The 16,475-nt window shown below is 73.1% G+C and carries 11 protein-coding genes; 9 read left to right on the forward strand and 2 right to left on the reverse strand.

The genetic code is table 11. The annotated features are described in order from the left end of the window. Window positions 1–65: 65 nt before the first annotated feature. Complete coding sequence (locus GA0070606_RS23140) at window positions 66–1,445, forward strand: glycine--tRNA ligase (RefSeq protein WP_091104151.1); 1,380 nt, start codon at window positions 66–68, stop codon at window positions 1,443–1,445. Window positions 1,446–1,509: 64 nt separating this feature from the next. After that, window positions 1,510–2,682: a tRNA dihydrouridine synthase DusB gene (gene dusB, locus GA0070606_RS23145; protein ID WP_091104154.1), complete on the forward strand. Its 1,173-nt coding sequence runs from the start codon at window positions 1,510–1,512 to the stop codon at window positions 2,680–2,682. Window positions 2,683–2,772: 90 nt separating this feature from the next. Here the strand turns inward: dusB and GA0070606_RS23150 are convergent, their stop codons facing one another. Together GA0070606_RS23150 and GA0070606_RS23155 are read right to left on the reverse strand one after the other, a co-directional pair. Further along, a complete protein-coding gene (locus tag GA0070606_RS23150) occupies window positions 2,773–3,423 on the reverse strand; it encodes a C39 family peptidase (protein ID WP_091104156.1) in 651 nt (216 codons plus the stop codon). 1,249 nt (window positions 3,424–4,672) lie between these two features. Next, entirely contained in the window at window positions 4,673–6,493 is a 1,821-nt protein-coding gene (locus tag GA0070606_RS23155) for a beta-N-acetylhexosaminidase (RefSeq protein ID WP_425413065.1), read from the reverse strand. A 316-nt stretch (window positions 6,494–6,809) separates the two neighbouring features. Here GA0070606_RS23155 and ppdK point away from each other — a divergent pair, with 316 nt between their 5' ends. From ppdK to GA0070606_RS23190, 7 genes are all read left to right on the forward strand, one after another. Continuing rightward, window positions 6,810–9,518 carry a pyruvate, phosphate dikinase gene (ppdK, locus tag GA0070606_RS23160; protein WP_091104162.1) on the forward strand — a complete coding sequence of 903 codons (2,709 nt, stop codon included), beginning with the start codon at window positions 6,810–6,812 and terminating at the stop codon, window positions 9,516–9,518. An 89-nt stretch (window positions 9,519–9,607) separates the two neighbouring features. Next, window positions 9,608–9,964, forward strand: a complete 357-nt coding sequence (locus tag GA0070606_RS23165; RefSeq protein WP_091108062.1) for a VOC family protein — start codon at window positions 9,608–9,610, stop codon at window positions 9,962–9,964. Beyond that, the gene (locus GA0070606_RS23170; RefSeq protein ID WP_091104165.1) at window positions 9,954–11,264 is read left to right on the forward strand and encodes a deoxyguanosinetriphosphate triphosphohydrolase; all 1,311 of its coding nucleotides are present in this window, start codon (window positions 9,954–9,956) and stop codon (window positions 11,262–11,264) included. Before GA0070606_RS23165 ends, GA0070606_RS23170 begins: the two co-directional genes overlap by 11 nt. Before the next feature lie 10 nt (window positions 11,265–11,274). Then, window positions 11,275–12,111: a siderophore-interacting protein gene (locus GA0070606_RS23175; protein ID WP_091104168.1), complete on the forward strand. Its 837-nt coding sequence runs from the start codon at window positions 11,275–11,277 to the stop codon at window positions 12,109–12,111. 75 nt (window positions 12,112–12,186) lie between these two features. Further along, the gene (locus GA0070606_RS23180) at window positions 12,187–13,824 is read left to right on the forward strand and encodes a BCCT family transporter (RefSeq protein ID WP_091108064.1); all 1,638 of its coding nucleotides are present in this window, start codon (window positions 12,187–12,189) and stop codon (window positions 13,822–13,824) included. A 216-nt stretch (window positions 13,825–14,040) separates the two neighbouring features. Beyond that, on the forward strand, window positions 14,041–15,933 hold the full coding sequence (gene dnaG / locus GA0070606_RS23185; RefSeq protein WP_091108065.1) for a DNA primase: 1,893 nt from the start codon (window positions 14,041–14,043) through the stop codon (window positions 15,931–15,933). Next, entirely contained in the window at window positions 15,934–16,470 is a 537-nt protein-coding gene (locus GA0070606_RS23190) for a hypothetical protein (protein ID WP_091104170.1), read from the forward strand. The last annotated feature ends 5 nt before the right edge of the window (window positions 16,471–16,475 follow it).

The raw sequence follows: 16,475 nt of genomic DNA on the forward strand, positions 1-16,475 counted from the left end.
CCCGAACTGCTCCTTCCGTCCTTTTGCCGCGTCCCCGCCGACCGCCAGTCGGCGTAGGAGGAAACATGCCAGCCGACCGTATCGACGCCGTCGTCAGTCTCGCCAAGCGCCGAGGCTTCGTCTTCCCCTCCAGCGAGATCTACGGAGGCACCCGGTCGGCGTGGGACTACGGTCCGCTCGGCGTGGAGCTGAAGGAGAACGTCCGCCGGCAGTGGTGGAAGACCATGGTCCAGCAGCGTGACGACGTGGTCGGCCTCGACTCCGCCGTGATCCTGGCCCGCGATGTCTGGGCCGCCTCCGGCCACCTGGACGCCTTCGTCGACCCGCTGACCGAGTGCCAGTCGTGCCACAAGCGGTTCCGGGCCGACCACCTCGAGGAGGCGTACGAGGCCAAGCACGGCAGGCCGCCGGCCTCGCTGACCGAGCTGAACTGCCCGAACTGCGGCAACAAGGGCACCTTCACCGAGCCGAGGATGTTCAACGGCCTGATGAAGACCTTCCTCGGCCCGGTCGAGAGCGAGGAGGGCATGCACTACCTGCGGCCCGAGACCGCCCAGGGCATCTTCGTCAACTACAAGAACGTCGAGACCGTCGCCCGCAAGAAGCCGCCGTTCGGCATCGCCCAGACCGGCAAGTCGTTCCGCAACGAGATCACCCCGGGCAACTTCATCTTCCGCACCCGCGAGTTCGAGCAGATGGAGATGGAGTTCTTCGTCGAGCCGGGCTCCGACGAGCAGTGGCACGAGTACTGGCTTCAGGAGCGCTGGAACTGGTACCTCGACCTGGGCTTGTCGGAGGGCAACCTGCGCTTCTACGAGCACCCGAAGGAGAAGCTCTCCCACTACTCGAAGCGCACGGTCGACATCGAGTACCGCTTCCAGTTCGGCGGCACCGAGTTCGCCGAGCTGGAGGGCATCGCCAACCGCACCGACTTCGACCTCAGCACGCACAGCAAGCACTCCGGCGTCGACCTGTCCTACTTCGATCAGACGAAGCAGGAGCGCTGGGTGCCGTACGTGATCGAGCCGGCCGCCGGCCTCACCCGGGCGGTGCTCGCGTTCCTGCTCGAGGCGTACGACGAGGACGAGGCGCCGAACACCAAGGGCGGCGTGGACAAGCGCACGGTGATGCGCTTCGACCCGCGGCTCGCCCCGGTCAAGGTGGCGGTGCTGCCGCTGTCGCGCAACGAGGCGCTCTCGCCGAAGGCGAAGGGCCTCGCCGCCGACCTGCGCAAGCGCTGGGTCGTGGAGTTCGACGACTCGCAGGCGATCGGCCGCCGCTACCGCCGCCAGGACGAGATCGGCACGCCGTTCTGCGTGACGGTCGACTTCGACACCCTGGACGACAACGCGGTGACCGTGCGGAACCGGGACACCATGGCCCAGGAGCGCATCTCGCTGGACCAGGTCGAGCGCTACCTCATCGAGCGCCTCCCCGGCTGCTGAGCTGCCCGGACGGGGCCCCGGTCGGCGTGGGAACGCGCCGGCCGGGGCCCCGTACACTTGTCCGGTGACCGCACCGACCGTTCCCGCGCTGCGCCCGCTGACCGTCGGGCCGCACCAGGTGTGGCCGCCGGTGGTGCTCGCGCCGATGGCGGGCATCACCAATGTCGGCTTCCGGCAGCTCTGCCGCGAGCAGGGCGGTGGCATCTACGTCTGCGAGATGATCACCACCGTCGCGCTGGTGGAGCGGAACCCGAAGACGCTGCGCATGATCGCGTTCGGCGAGAACGAGCGCCCCCGCAGCCTCCAGCTCTACGGCACCGACCCCGAGATCACCGCCGCCGCCGTGCGGATCGTGGTCGAGAAGGACCTCGCCGACCACATCGACCTCAACTTCGGCTGCCCGGTGCCCAAGGTCACCCGCAAGGGCGGCGGCTCGGCGCTGCCGTGGCGGCGCCGGCTCTTCGCCCGCCTGGTCAGGGCCGCGGTGGACGCCGCGTCGCCCGCCGGGGTGCCGGTCACGGTCAAGATGCGCAAGGGCATCGACGACGACCACCTGACGTACGTCGAGGCGGGCCTCGCCGCGCAGGACGCCGGCGTGGCGGCGGTCGCCCTGCACGGTCGTACGGCGGCGCAGCGCTACTCGGGCACGGCGGACTGGGACGCCATCGCCACCCTCAAGCAGGAGCTCGACGTGCCGGTGCTCGGCAACGGCGACATCTGGGAGGCCGACGACGCGCTGCGCATGGTGGCGCACACCGGTGTCGACGGGGTGGTGATCGGCCGGGGCTGCCTGGGCCGTCCGTGGCTCTTCGCCGACCTGGAGGCAGCCTTCAACGGGCGTCCGGAGCGCCGGCTGCCCACCCTCGGCGAGGTCGCGAAGACCATGCGCCGTCACGCGGAGCTGCTGGTCGACCAGTTCACCGCCGGCTCCCGCACCCCTGCCCGGGGCGAGCGGGACGGCTGCACCGACTTCCGCAAGCACGTCGCCTGGTACCTGAAGGGCTTCCCCGTCGGCAGCGAGCTGCGCCGCGAACTGGCCATGATCGAGAGCCTGGCCCAGCTCGACGACCTGCTGGGCAAGCTCGATCCGACCGAGCCGTTCCCGGTCGCCACGCTCGGCCAGCCGCGCGGCCGCACCAACTCGCCCGGCAAGGTCTTCCTGCCCGACGGCTGGCTCGCCAGCCGGGACGACGACACCGTGCCCGAGGGCGCCGAACTGGCCGACTCGGGCGGCTGAGCCGGCTCCCGCCGCACGCCCCGGCTCAGCGGCATGACTCATGACGAAAGGGCCGGCCCCCGAGGGCCGGCCCTTTGCGTCGTGTTGGTGTCAGGCGGTGTAGCCGCGGGTGGCGATCCAGTCGGCGAGGTTGCCGGTGCTCATCCGGTAGGAGGCCTGGTTGGGGTCGGCGGAGTCGGCGATGGTGACGGTGTTGCCGTTGTCGCGGTAGCCGACGACGCTGATGTAGTGGCCGCCTTCGAAGGAGTGGGTGGTGCCGTCGGTGTCGGTGGCGGTGCCGGCGATGTTGGCGACGACGGCGTGGCCTTCGTCGATGGCGGTGACGATGTCGGTGCGCAGCTTGTCGGTCTTCTTGTCGTCGGCCTTGGCTTCGCGGATCTCGACGGACTGGTAGGCGTCCTTACCGGTTTCCTTGTTGAGGACGGGGGTGATGTCGTTGATGGAGTTGGTGCCGGCTTCGGTGGTGCCCATCAGTTTGGCCATGCCGTCGACGTCGATGTCCTTGCCCTGGACGCTGAGGGCGTTGCGGGCGGCGGCGGGGCCGCAGTAGTAGAAGTTCGGCTGGGCCTCGTAGCGCACGCCGAGTTCCCGCTCGCCGTTGTTGCGGTCCTGGCTGACGGTGGCGGGCTTGTTCTCGGTGGTGGTGGCGTGGGCGGCGGTGACGGGGCCGGCGATGGCGCCGCCGGTGAAGGCGAGGCCGGCAGCGGTCAGGGCGGTCTTACGCAGGATGTCGGTACGCATGGTGAGGTCACCTTTCGATCGGGGGTACGTGACACGCCCGGGGGGTGGGTCGTGTCGCGAAAGGGAAGTCAGAACGGATCGCTCCGGCGGCGGGGCCTGCTCGGGCGTCCGGGGTGTCTCAACGACCCGACCCGGCCACGCATTCCACCAGCCGATCGGGCACCGCGGCGCGGGGGAGCGCCGTGGGTATGCCATGTTCAACGACCCGGGCCCGCCCACGATTCCGCGGCCCGGGTGGCGCCGACCACGGAACGTAAACGGACATAAGCTGACATCCTGGCATTCATCGGACGCCGCAAATCGGACAAAAGACCCTTATCTCGCAGGCTGCCGCCGTCGGTCGTCGGGTGAGCATGGCACCGCGAGCGCCCTGTCGAGCTGATGTCGTAAACGATTCACCAGTCCCGCCTGCCCGAGCCGGGCCCTGAGTCGGGGCGTGCCGAGGCCCGACCCCGGGGGGTGCCGGGGGCCAAGGTCTGGGCGTGTCGGGCCCAGTCGGGCGTGCCGGGGCCCGGAGTCTGGGCGTGCCGGAGTCTGACCCGAGGGTGCCGGGGGCCAAGGTCTGGGCGTGTCGGGGTCGGGAGTCTGGGCGTGTCGGGGCCCGAGTTGGGGGTGCCGGGGCCGGGAGTCTGGGCGTGTCGGGGCCGGGAGTCTGGGCGTGTCGGGGGCCCGAGTCGGGGGTGCCGGGGCCGGAAGTCTGGGCATGTCAGAGGCCCCAGTCGGGCGTGTCGGGGTCCGGCTGGGCGTGCCGGAGTCTGAGCCGGGGGTGTCAGAGTCTGAGCCGGGCGTGCCGGGCCCGCCGGGTGACCCGTTGGGCCCGCTGTTCCGGCAGGCCGGCCACCCGGCCAGCATGTTCCGGCCAGCGTCGGCAACCGCCGCCCCGACGGCGCGGCGTTCGCCGAGCAACGCGCCCACCACGAAGGCCCCGGTCCAGGCCCCGGCCGTCGGGCCCGCCGTTCCGCCCGTCCGTTCGCCGCGCCCCGTTCGCCGTTCCGCCCGTCCGTTCGCCGCGCCCCGTTCGCCGTTCCGCCCGTCCGCCGTCCGATTCGAGACGGGCGGGCATCCCTGAATCGTCTACGACATCAGCTCGACAGCGGTGCGGGGAGGTGTGGGTGTCAGGCGGGCCGGGTGGGTGCGGAGGCGTCCTCATCGGTTCGGCAGGGGTGCGGGGAGGTGTGGGTGTCAGGCGGGCCGGGTGGGTGCGGAGGCGTCCTCATCGGTTCGGCAGGGGTGCGGGGAGGTGTGGGTGTCAGGCGGGCCGGGTGGGTGCGGAGGCGTCCTCGGGGCCGGGCTGGCGCAGGACAGCTGTGGGCGCCGGTGCTTCCGGCTGGGTGGGGACTGCCGGGTGAGGTCGGGTGGGAGCCGGCGGTTCCGGCCGGGTGGGGATCGCCGTCTCCGGCGTGCTGGAAGCCGGTGCCTCCGTCGGCCACGGGATCTCCGGCGAGCGGTGGAAGGCGATGCCGGCGGCCGACCAGCGCGGACCGTGCCCGGCGAGCCGGTCGCGGAACCCGGCCCAGTCGTGCGTCGTCCGCGGCGACCAGCCCAGCTCGGCGATCGCGGGCAGCCGCGGGAAGAGCATGAACTCGACCTCGGCCCGGGACGTGACGGACTCGGTCCACAGCGGCGCCTCCACCCCGAGCACCGCCTCGGCCGGGACGTCTGCCACGTGGGCGCCGGGGTCCCAGTCGTACGACCGCCGGAGGTCGATCAGGCCCGCCCAGTCGTGCCCGATGGGGGTGTCGGCGGCGTACTTCATGTCGAGGTAGGCGTGGTTTCCGGGGGAGAGGATCACCCGCGCGCCCCGGCGGACTGCGTCGGCGGTGACCGGGTCCTCGCCCGCCGTCCCCCACCACTGGAGCACCCGCCCCTCGGCGTGCCGGACGGGCGCGATCTGGTGCCAGCCGACCACCGTCTTGCCGGTGCCGGCGACGATCCGCTGGACCCGCTCGACGAAGGCGGCGTAGGCGTCGGGGAGCACCTTGAACGCCTCATCGCCCCCGATGTGCAGCCAGGGCCCGGGGGTGAGCTCGGCGATCTCGCCGAGCACGTCGGCGACGAACTCGTACGTCCGCTCGCTGGCCGGGTCGACGTAGCTGAAGCCGACCTCGGTGCCGGTGTACGGCGGCGGTGCGACCCGGTCCGGCGCGAGCTCACCGTACGCGGTCAGCGCCGCGTGGGTGTGCCCCGGCAGGTCGATCTCCGGCACCACGGTGATGTGCCGCTGGGCCGCGTAGGCCACGATCCGGCGGTAGTCGTCGCGCGTGTAGTGCCCGCCGGGGCCGTCGCCCACCTCGGTCGCCCCGCCGACGGTGGCCAGCCGGGGCCAGGAGTCGACCGCGATCCGCCAGCCCTGGTCGTCGGTGAGGTGCAGGTGCAGGTGGTTGAGCTTGTAGCGGGCCAGGTGGTCGATCACCCGGAGCACGTCCGACACGCCGAAGAAGTGCCGGGCCACGTCGAGCATCGCGCCCCGGTAGGGGAACCGGGGTCGGTCGATGATCGAGCCGCCGGACAGCGTCCAGCGCTCGACGACCGGCGTCCGGCTCTCGATCGCCGCCGGCAGGAGTTGCCGCAGCGTCTGCACGCCGAGGAAGAGGCCGGCCGGGGTGGCGGCCCGGAGGCGCACCCCGTCGGGCGTCACGTCGAGCCGGTAGCCCTCCGCGCCGAGGTCGCCGGCGTCGACCAGCTCCAGGGCGATGCCGCCGGCGGGCTCCGGCCGGGCGGCGTCGGCGACCGGCAGCGGGTAGCCGGTGGCGGGCCGGAGCAGGGCGGCGAGCTGCTCGCCCACGTTCCGGGCGGCGTCGTCGCCGCTCACCTGGACGACCGACTCGGCGGTGAGGACGAAGTCGGCGGCCGGGTCCGGCGCGACCAGTTCCGGGGCGGGCACCACGTCGCCGAGCCGGACCGGGGTCGGCGGGGCGAGCAGGTCTCCGGCGGTGCGGGCCGCCGCCCGGGCCAGCTCGGCGGCGGCGGGCGCGTGGGTCGCCAGGTCGGCGTGGCCGGGCAGCCGGTCGTCCGGCCTGACGGCGGACGGGCCGAGGGGTTCCGGGACGGCGGTGGGAACGGTTGCCACGGTGACGGCTCCGAGGGGGTGTATTTGCGGCTGTTATGGCAAAGGTGAAGTTCACCGAAACGCGTGCCGTCAAGAGTACGGGGGAGGGCCGGAATTGCGTGATCGTGCTCGTGGAAGCGTTCCCAAAAACCCGTACGAACGCGGATAGTCGTGATGGCTGTGCCTATTGTCACCGAACGCTCCCAGGCCACGCGATGTTCGCTTAGCCTTCGCCCACCAGCCGGCATGGCATCGGGATTACCGGTGGTCCGCCCCGGGGTATGGGAGCAACTGAACCTTCGTTAAGTGTCTTACCGGCGCGCGTGGGAGGCTTCTGGTGGCAGCGCAAGAGACGGCGGCAGACAAGTACGTCTACGACTTCGCCGAGGGCAACAAGGACCTGAAGGACCTGCTCGGCGGCAAGGGGGCCAACCTGGCCGAGATGACAAACCTCGGCCTGCCGGTGCCCCCGGGCTTCACCATCACCACCGAGGCCTGCAAGGCGTACCTGGCCACCGGCGAGGAGCCGGAGGGGCTCGCCGAGCAGATCGCCGCCCACCTCGCCTCGCTGGAGCAGGCGATGGGCAAGCGCCTCGGTGACCCGCAGGACCCGCTGCTCGTCTCCGTCCGCTCCGGGGCCAGGTTCTCCATGCCCGGCATGATGGAGACCGTCCTCAACGTCGGGCTCAACGACCGCAGCGTGGTCGGGCTGAGCGCCCAGGCGGGCGGCAACGACAGGTTCGCCTGGGACTCCTACCGCCGCCTGATCCAGATGTTCGGCAAGACCGTCTGCGAGGTGCCGGGCGAGGAGTTCGAGCACGCGCTCGACGAGGCCAAGCGCGCCAAGGGCACGACGAACGACCTGGACCTGGACGCGGACGACCTGCGCGGGCTGGTCGACGAGTACAAGAAGATCTTCCTCAAGCACACCGGCCGGGACTTCCCACAGGAGCCGCGGGAGCAGCTCGACCTCGCCATCCGCGCGGTCTTCGAGTCGTGGAACGCCGAGCGCGCGGTGCTCTACCGTCGCCAGGAGCGGATCCCGGCCGACCTCGGCACCGCGGTCAACGTGGTGTCGATGGTCTTCGGCAACCTCGGCCCCGACTCCGGCACCGGCGTCGCGTTCACCCGCGACCCCGCCAGCGGCGCGCAGGGCATCTACGGCGACTACCTGGCCAACGCGCAGGGCGAGGACGTCGTCGCCGGCATCCGCAACACCGTGCCGTTGCAGGAGCTGGAGCGGCTGGACAAGAAGTCCTACGACGAACTGCTCGGCATCATGGCCCGGTTGGAGGGCCACTACAAGGACCTCTGCGACATCGAGTTCACCATCGAGCGCGGCAAGCTCTGGATGCTCCAGACGCGGGTCGGCAAGCGCACCGCGGCGGCGGCGTTCGTCATCGCCGGTCAGCTCGTCGACGAAGGGCTGATCGACCTCGACGAGGCGCTGCACCGCGTCAACGGCGCCCAGCTCGCCCAGCTGATGTTCCCGCGCTTCCAGCTCGACCACGAGTTCCAGCCGGTCGCCAAGGGCATCGGCGCGTCCCCGGGGGCGGCGGTGGGCAAGGTGGTCTTCACCTCCGCCCGCGCCGTCGAGCTGGCCGCCGAGGGGGAGTCGGTGATCCTGGTCCGCCGGGAGACCAACCCCGACGACCTGAACGGCATGATCGCGGCCCAGGGCATCCTCACCTCCCGCGGCGGCAAGACCAGCCACGCCGCCGTGGTGGCCCGGGGGATGGGCAAGACCTGCGTCTCCGGCGCCGACGAGCTGGACATCGACATCCCGCAGCGGCGGTTCACCGTCGCCGGGCAGACGGTCACCGAGGGCGACGTCGTCAGCATCGACGGCACCACCGGCAAGGTCTACCTCGGCGAGGTGCCGGTCATGCCCTCCGAGGTGGTGCAGTACTTCGAGGGCGAACTCGACCCCGAGCAGGCCGACGACGTGCTGGTCAGGGCCGTACACCGGATCATGTCGCACGCCGACGCCAAGCGGCGGCTGGCCGTGCGGACGAACGCCGACACCGGCGCGGACGCCGCCCGGGCCCGGCGCTTCGGCGCGGAGGGCATCGGGCTCTGCCGCACCGAGCACATGTTCCTCGGCGACCGGCGCGAGCTGGTCGAGAAGCTGATCCTGGCCCGCGACGACGCGGAGCGGCAGGCCGCGCTGGCGGCGCTGCTGCCGTTGCAGCGGGCCGACTTCATCGAGATCTTCCGGGAGATGGACGGGCAGCCGGTCACCGTCCGGCTGATCGACCCGCCGCTGCACGAGTTCCTGCCCCCGCTGGAGCAGCTCGCGGTCAACGTGGCGGTCGCCCAGGAGCGCGGCGAGGACGTGGCCCAGGAGGAGGCGCTGCTCGCCGCCGTCCGCCGGATGCACGAGCAGAACCCGATGCTGGGGCTGCGCGGCGTACGCCTCGGCCTGGTCATCCCCGGCCTGTTCGCGATGCAGGTCCGCGCGATCGTCGAGGCTGCGGTCGAGTGCGCCCGGGACGGCCGCACGCCGCGTCCGGAGATCATGGTGCCGCTGGTCGGGGCGGTGCAGGAGCTGGAGACGGTACGGGCCGAGGCGGAGCGGATCATCGCCGAGGTGACCCGGGAGCAGCCGGTCGAGGTGCTGATCGGCACGATGATCGAGGTGCCCCGGGCGGCGCTGACCGCCGGCCAGATCGCCGAGGCGGCACAGTTCTTCTCCTTCGGCACCAACGACCTGACCCAGATGGGCTGGGGATTCTCCCGCGACGACGTCGAGGGCGCGTTCTTCTGGCGCTACCTGGAGCTGGGCATCTTCGGCATCTCGCCGTTCGAGTCCATCGACCGGGACGGCGTGGGCCGGCTCGTCCGGATCGCCGCGGAGGAGGGCCGGGCCGCCCGGCCGGAGCTGAAGCTCGGCGTCTGCGGCGAGCACGGCGGCGACCCGGACTCGGTGCACTTCTTCCACGAGGTGGGGCTGGACTACGTCTCCTGCTCGCCCTTCCGGGTGCCCGTCGCCCGGCTGGAGGCCGGCCGCGCCGCGGTGGAGACGGACGGCTCCGACAGCCGCTGAGCCCGGACGAGTACGGCCAGTCGGTGGCGGACCCGGGGCGCGGGTCCGCCACCGAGCCGTCCGGGCCACCCGGGCGTAACCTGATCGACATGAGCAGCGTCTGGGAGAGCCTGACCGTCGACGCCCGGGACCCGGCCCGGCTCGCCCGCTGGTGGGCCGAGGCACTGGGCTACCAGGTGGTGACCGAGGAGCCGGACGGGGCGGTGGAGATCCGCCGGTCCGCCGACCGGCTCCCGGGCCTCACCTTCGTGCCCGTCGGCGACGACAAGGAGACCAAGAACCGGCTGCACATCGACCTGCGCCCCGACGACCAGGAGGCCGAGGTCGAGCGGTTGGTCGACATGGGCGCCCGGCACGTCGACATCGGCCAGGGTGACGTCGAGTGGACCGTGCTCGCCGACCCGGAGGGCAACGAGTTCTGCGTGCTGCGGCAGCGTGGGGACTGAGCGTCCGGGGCCGGACGACCCGGACACCGCCCGCCGGGTCGGCGAACCGCCGAAGGACACCGGCTACGGGCGGTCGGCGTACGAGCGGGACCGGGCCCGGGTGCTGCACTCGGCCGCGTTCCGGCGGCTCGCCGCGAAGACCCAGGTGCACACCGCCGGCACCGACGACTTCCTGCGTACCCGGCTGACCCACTCGCTGGAGGTCGCGCAGATCGCCCGGGAGATGGGCGCCCGGCTGGGCTGCGACCCCGACGTGGTGGACACCGCCGGGCTCGCCCACGACCTGGGGCACCCGCCGTTCGGGCACAACGGCGAGGACGCGCTCGACGAGTTGGCCGCCGGCTGCGGCGGCTTCGAGGGCAACGCGCAGACGCTGCGGGTGCTGACCCGGCTGGAGGCCAAGGTGGTCGCCCCGGACGGCACGTCCGCCGGCCTCAACCTCACCCGCGCCTCGCTCGACGCGGTCAGCAAGTACCCGTGGCCCCGCCGCCCCGGCACCCGCAAGTTCGGGGTGTACGCCGACGACCTGCCCGTCTTCGGCTGGCTGCGGGCCGGGGCCCCGGCCGGCCCGCCCGCGTCCGGCGGCGGTGACGCGCGGCGCTGCCTGGAGGCGCAGGTGATGGACTGGGCCGACGACGTCGCGTACTCGGTGCACGACGTCGAGGACGGCATCCACGGCGGGTACGTCGCGCTGCGGCTGCTCGACGACCCAGACGAGCGGGCGGCGCTCTGCGCCGACGTCGCGGCCACCTACTCCGGCGAGTCCCCGGCCGACCTCGACGAGGTGCTGCGGGAACTGCTCGGCGATCCGGTGCTCGCGCCGCTGGCCGGCTACGACGGCAGCCACCGCGCGCAGGCCGCGCTGAAGGCGACCACGAGCGTGCTGACCGGCCGGTTCGTGTCGACCGTGGTGGCGGCCACGCGGGAGCGGCACGGCCCCGGCCCGCACCGCCGGTACGCGGCCGACCTCGTGGTGCCCCGGCCGACCCGGGCGCGGTGCGCGCTGCTCAAGGGCATCGCCCTGCGGTACGTCATGCGCCGCCCCGGCGCGGAGGACCGCTACCGGCGGCAGCGGGAGGTGCTGGCCGAGCTGGTGCACGCCCTGGCCGACCGGGCGCCGGAGGGGCTGGACCCGGTCTTCGGCCCGCTCTGGCGGGCCGCGCCGGACGACGCCGCCCGGCTGCGGGTGGTGATCGACCAGGTCGCCTCGCTGACCGACCCGGCGGCCGTGGCCTGGCACGAGCGGCTGGTGCGTGCCCCGGGGCGAGGGGGAATGGGCGGCCCGAGCAAGTTAGGTTAGCCTAACCAGCATGACGGAGCGCCCGAAGAAGGTCACGTCCGCCCGCGTACTGCGCACCGAGCGGCCCACCCCCCACCTGATCCGGCTCGTGCTCGGCGGCGAGGAGCTGACCGGCCTGCCCGTGGGCGAGTTCACCGACCACTACATCAAGATCGTATTTCCGGTGTCGGGCGTCGACTACCCGAGCCCCATGGACCTCGCCGCGATCCGGCGTGAACTGCCGCGCGAGCAGTGGCCCCGGCTGCGGGCCTACACGGTGCGCGCCTGGGACCCGCTGGCCGGGGAGTTGACCGTCGACGTCGTGCACCACGGCGACGAGGGGCTCGCCGGGCCGTGGGCCGCCGCGCTGCGCCCCGGCGACCCGGTGCGTTTCGTCGGCCCCGGCGGCGCGTACGCCCCGAGCCCCGACGCCGACTGGCACCTGCTCGTCGGCGACGAGAGCGCGCTGCCGGCGATCGCCGCCGCCCTGGAGCGGCTGCCGGCCGGCGCCCCGGCGCTCGCGTTCGTCGAGGTCGCCGACCCGGCGGAGGAGCAGCCGCTGGCCAGCCCGGGCGCGGTGCGCCTGACCTGGCTGCACCGGGGCGACCGCCCGGTCGGGCAGGCGCTGGTCGCGGCGGTCCGCGACCTGGAGTTCCCGCCCGGCGAGGTGCACGCCTTCGTCCACGGCGAGGCCACCTTCGTCAAGGAGCTGCGCCGGCTGCTCCGGGTGGAGCGCGGCGTCCCGCGCGACCGGCTCTCCATCTCGGGCTACTGGCGCCGGGGCATGGACGACGAGGGCTGGCGCGCCACCAAGCCCGACTGGAACCGCCAGGTCGAGGCCGAGGAGTCCGCCGCCGTCCCGGCCTGACCGGCCGCCCGGTGGGGTTCCTGCGATAACCGCGTGCGTCGCCCCCGCGCCCAGCAGGATGGGCGGGGGGTGACCATGAGCGAGCAGGTACGCGACCACGCGCCGGCCGTCGGCAGGGTCGACCGGGTGGTGCTGGCGCTCAGCGTCGGCGGCGTGCTGGCCGTGGTGGCGTGGGGCGTGCTGGCCCGCGGTTCCCTGGCCGGCTTCGGCGAGTCCGGCCTGGCCTGGGTGATCGACACCTTCGGGTGGTTCTTCGTCGTGGCCGCCGACGCCTTCCTCGTGCTCTCGGTGGTCATCGCCGCGACGAGGTTCGGCCGGATCCGGCTCGGCGCCGACGACGACGAACCGGAGTTCAGCACGCTGGCCTGGGTGGCCATGATGTTCAGCGCCGGGATGGGGATCGGCCTGGTCTTCTTCGCCGTCGCCGAACCCATCCAGCACTACGCGACGCCGCCGCCGGCCACCGGCGTCGCGGCGCAGACCGGCGCGGCCGGTGCGACGGCGATGCAGTACACCCTCTTCCACTGGACCCTGCACCCCTGGGGGATCTACGCGCTCGTCGCGCTCGCGTTGGCGTACTCGACCTTCCGCAAGGGCCGGGAGAACCGCATCTCGGCCGCCTTCCGCCCCCTGCTCGGGCGGCGTGCCGACGGCGCGGCCGGCCGCGCGATCGACCTGCTGGCCGTCTTCGCGACCGTGTTCGGCTCGGCGACCAGTCTCGGCCTCGGCGCGCTCCAGGTCGCCGCCGGCCTCGACCTGGTGGCGGGGGTTCCGGACACCACCACGGTGGAACTGGTGGTGATCGGCGCGCTCACCCTGGCCTTCGTGATCTCCGCCTTCTCCGGGCTGCACCGGGGCATCAAGTGGCTCTCCACCACCAACGTGCTGTTGGCGGTGCTGCTGATGCTCTTCGTCTTCGTGGTCGGGCCGACCGTCTACACCCTGGAGGTGCTGCCGGCCTCGGTCGGCGACTACCTGAGCAACCTGGTCTTCATGTCCACCCGCACCGGCGCGTTCTCCGACCCGTCGTGGCTCGGCTCCTGGACGATCTTCTACTGGGCGTGGTGGATCTCGTGGGCGCCCTTCGTGGGCACCTTCATCGCCCGCATCTCCCGGGGCCGCACCGTCCGGCAGTTCCTCGTCGGGGTGCTGCTGGTGCCGAGCGGGGCCAGCGCGGTCTGGTTCGCGGTGATGGGCGGCAGCGCTCTGCGAGCGCAGGCCACCGGCGCCAGGGATCTCGTCGCCGACGTCGGCGCGGGCACCGAGCAGGCCCTCTTCGGCCTGCTGGACGGGCTGCCGTTGGCGTCCCTGACCAGCGTGCTGGCGATGGTGCTGATCGCGCTGTACTTCGTCACCAGCGCCGATTCGGCCTCGCTGGTGCTCGGCTCGCTGACCTCCCGGGGGGCGCTGCGCCCGCACCGCGCGCTGGTGGTGGTCTGGGGGGTGCTGATCGGCGCGGTCGCCGCCGTGCTGCTGCTCGTCGGCGGGCTGGACGCGTTGCAACAGGCGACGATCCTGGTCGCGCTGCCGTTCGTGGTGGTCATGCTCGGCCTGGCCGTCGCGCTGGTCCGCGAGATGGCCCGCGACCCGGCGGTCAACCCGCCCTCCCGGGTACGCCGCTCCGGCCTGGCCGCCGCGATCCGGGCCGCCCGCTCGTACGACGAGGAGGACCCGCCGCCGGTGCGGCGCTACCTGCGGCGCCGCCCCCGCTGACCCGCGCGCCGAAAGCAGCGAGCGGCAGGCGCTCGACACCCTGCTCGCCGCCATGCCGGGGCGGGGTGACCCGGCCGAGGCCGCCGGCCGGCGGCGGCCGCCCGGGGAGTAGCGCCGGTCGCGGCGACCGACCGGCCGCGCCGGCCGCGCCCGCGAGTGGGCCCGGTGGAGCGCACGACCTCCCCCGGCGTCGCGCCGCCGACCGGGCAGGGCAGGATGTACGACGAGGGGGTGGCGGACATGGCTGGGCGGATCCGGGACGAGGACATCGCGCTGGTCCGGGAGCGCACCTCGATCGCGGACGTCATCTCCGAGACGGTGACCCTGAAGTCGGCCGGCGGCGGCAACCTCAAGGGCCTGTGCCCGTTCCACGACGAGAAGAGCCCGTCGTTCAACGTCTCGCCCGCCCGCAACGTCTGGTACTGCTTCGGCTGCGGCGCCGGCGGCGACGCGATCAAGTTCCTGATGGACGCGGAGCACCTGAGCTTCGTCGAGTCGGTCGAGCGGCTCGCCGCCCGGGCCGGCATCCAGCTGCGCTACGTCGAGGGCGACTCCGCCGCGCCCCGGCCCCGCCCGCAGCAGGGGCAGCGGCAGCGCCTCGTCGCCGCGCACGCCGCCGCCGTCGACTTCTACCGCGCCCAGCTCACCACGGCCGGCGCGCGCCCGGCCCGGGAGTTCCTGGCCCGGCGCGGCTTCGACCGGGCCGCCGCCGAGCGCTACGGCTGCGGGTTCGCCCCGGACGCCTGGGACCTGCTCACCAAACACCTGCGCCAGCAGGGCTTCACCCACGACGAGCTGGTCACCGGAGGGCTGTCCCGGCCGTCGCGCTCCGGCACGCTGATCGACCGGTTCCGCCGCCGGCTGATGTGGCCGATCCGCGACATCACCGGCGACGTCATCGGCTTCGGCGCGCGGAAGCTCTTCGACGACGACGACGGCCCGAAATACCTCAACACCCCCGAGACGCCGATCTACAAGAAGTCGCACGTCCTCTACGGCATCGACCAGGCCAAGCGGGAGATCGCCAAGCAGGGCAAGGTGGTGGTCGTCGAGGGCTACACCGACGTGATGGCCTGCCACCTGGCGGACGTGCCGACGGCGGTGGCGACCTGCGGCACGGCGTTCGGCGCCGACCACATCGCCGTGCTGCGCCGGGTGCTCTTCGACAGCGACGAGCGGGCCGGCGAGATCATCTTCACCTTCGACGGGGACGCCGCCGGGCAGAAGGCCGCGCTGCGGGCGTTCGAGGACGACCAGCGCTTCGTCGGGCGCACCTTCATCGCGGTCAGCCCCGACAACATGGACCCGTGCGACCTGCGCCTGGCCAAGGGCGACATGGCGGTCCGCGACCTGGTCGCCCGCCGCGAGCCGCTCGTCGACTTCGCGCTGCGCCACGTGATCAACCGGTACGACCTCGACACCGTCGACGGCCGGGTGGAGGCGATGCGCCGGGCCGCGCCGCTGGTCGCCAAGATCAAGGACCGGGAGAAGCGCCCGGAGTACGTCCGCAAGCTCGCCGGCGACCTCGGCATGGAGATCGAGCCGGTGCAGCGGGCCGTGCTGGCCGCCGGATCCGCCCCCACCGGCCGGGACGCCCCGCCGCCGTCCCGGCCCGCCCCGGCCGAGCCGGTCGTCGACAACCCGCAGTCGATGGTGGAGCGGGAGGCGCTCAAGCTCGCCCTCCAGGAACCCGTGCTGGCCGGGCCGATGTTCGACGCGGTCGAGGCGTCCGAATACCGCCACCCCGTGCACGTGGCGGTGCGGGCGGCGGTCGCTGCCGTCGGCGGGGCCGCCACGGCGACCGGCGGCGCGGTCTGGATCGAGTCGGTCCGCGACGCCTGCGAGGACCTCGCGGCCCGGGCGCTCGTGGGCGAGCTGGCCGTCGAGCCGCTGCGCATCGACGGGGAGCCCGACCCGCGCTACGTCTCGGTCACCATGGCCCGGTTGCAGTGGGGCTCGGTGACCGGCCGGATCAGGGATCTGAAGTCCCGGATCCAGCGGATCAACCCGGTCAACAACAAGGACGAGTACTTCGCCGCCTTCGGCGAGCTGCTCTCGCTGGAGCAGCACGCCCGGGCGTTGCGCGAGCAGGCCGCGGGAGGACTGTAGATGGGACTGTTCCGCCGCAGGCCGAAGCTGCCGCCGGCCGACCGCCCGCCGCTGGCCACCGACGAGCGGGTGCTCGCCTGGGCCGCGGCCGGCAACGGCGAGGGCGGCGGCGTGGTGGTGGCCAGCAACCTCGGGCTCTGGCTGCCCGGCCGGGCGCACCGGCTGGGCTGGCACGACATCCTCAAGGCGGTGTGGTCCGGCCGGGAGCTGGCCGTCACGCCGGCGGAACGGATCGCCGAACGCGACGGCTATCTGGTGGTGGCGGACGGCCCCGCCGAGACCCACCTGCTGCTCGACCCGGGGGAGCTGCCGCACCAGGTGCGGCAGCGGGTCACCGGCTCGGTGGCGTACACCCGGCACCACCCGGTGCCCGGCGGCGCCGGCCGGATCGCCGCCCGGCGGGTGCCCGGCGTGGACGGTCTGACCTGGACGGTGCGCCTCGACCCCGGCACCCCGGCGGACGACCCGGACGTGCTCGCCGAGACCGACCGCCTCGTGGCCGAGGCCCGCGCCGCCACCGCCCCGGCGGACGCCTGACCGCC

This window comes from Micromonospora citrea, from assembly GCF_900090315.1.
Lineage (GTDB): Bacteria > Actinomycetota > Actinomycetes > Mycobacteriales > Micromonosporaceae > Micromonospora > Micromonospora citrea.

Bases quoted from the DNA above. Each gene is read 5' to 3' on its own strand.
- GA0070606_RS23175 (WP_091104168.1), top strand. From the start codon at position 11,275: ATGACGGAGCGCCCGAAGAAGGTCACGTCCGCCCGCGTACTGCGCACC.
- GA0070606_RS23140 (WP_091104151.1), top strand. From the start codon at position 66: ATGCCAGCCGACCGTATCGACGCCGTCGTCAGTCTCGCCAAGCGCCGA.
- GA0070606_RS23190 (WP_091104170.1), top strand. From the start codon at position 15,934: ATGGGACTGTTCCGCCGCAGGCCGAAGCTGCCGCCGGCCGACCGCCCG.
- GA0070606_RS23165 (WP_091108062.1), top strand. From the start codon at position 9,608: ATGAGCAGCGTCTGGGAGAGCCTGACCGTCGACGCCCGGGACCCGGCC.
- GA0070606_RS23180 (WP_091108064.1), top strand. From the start codon at position 12,187: ATGAGCGAGCAGGTACGCGACCACGCGCCGGCCGTCGGCAGGGTCGAC.
- dnaG (WP_091108065.1), top strand. From the start codon at position 14,041: ATGTACGACGAGGGGGTGGCGGACATGGCTGGGCGGATCCGGGACGAG.
- GA0070606_RS23150 (WP_091104156.1), bottom strand. From the start codon at position 3,423: ATGCGTACCGACATCCTGCGTAAGACCGCCCTGACCGCTGCCGGCCTC.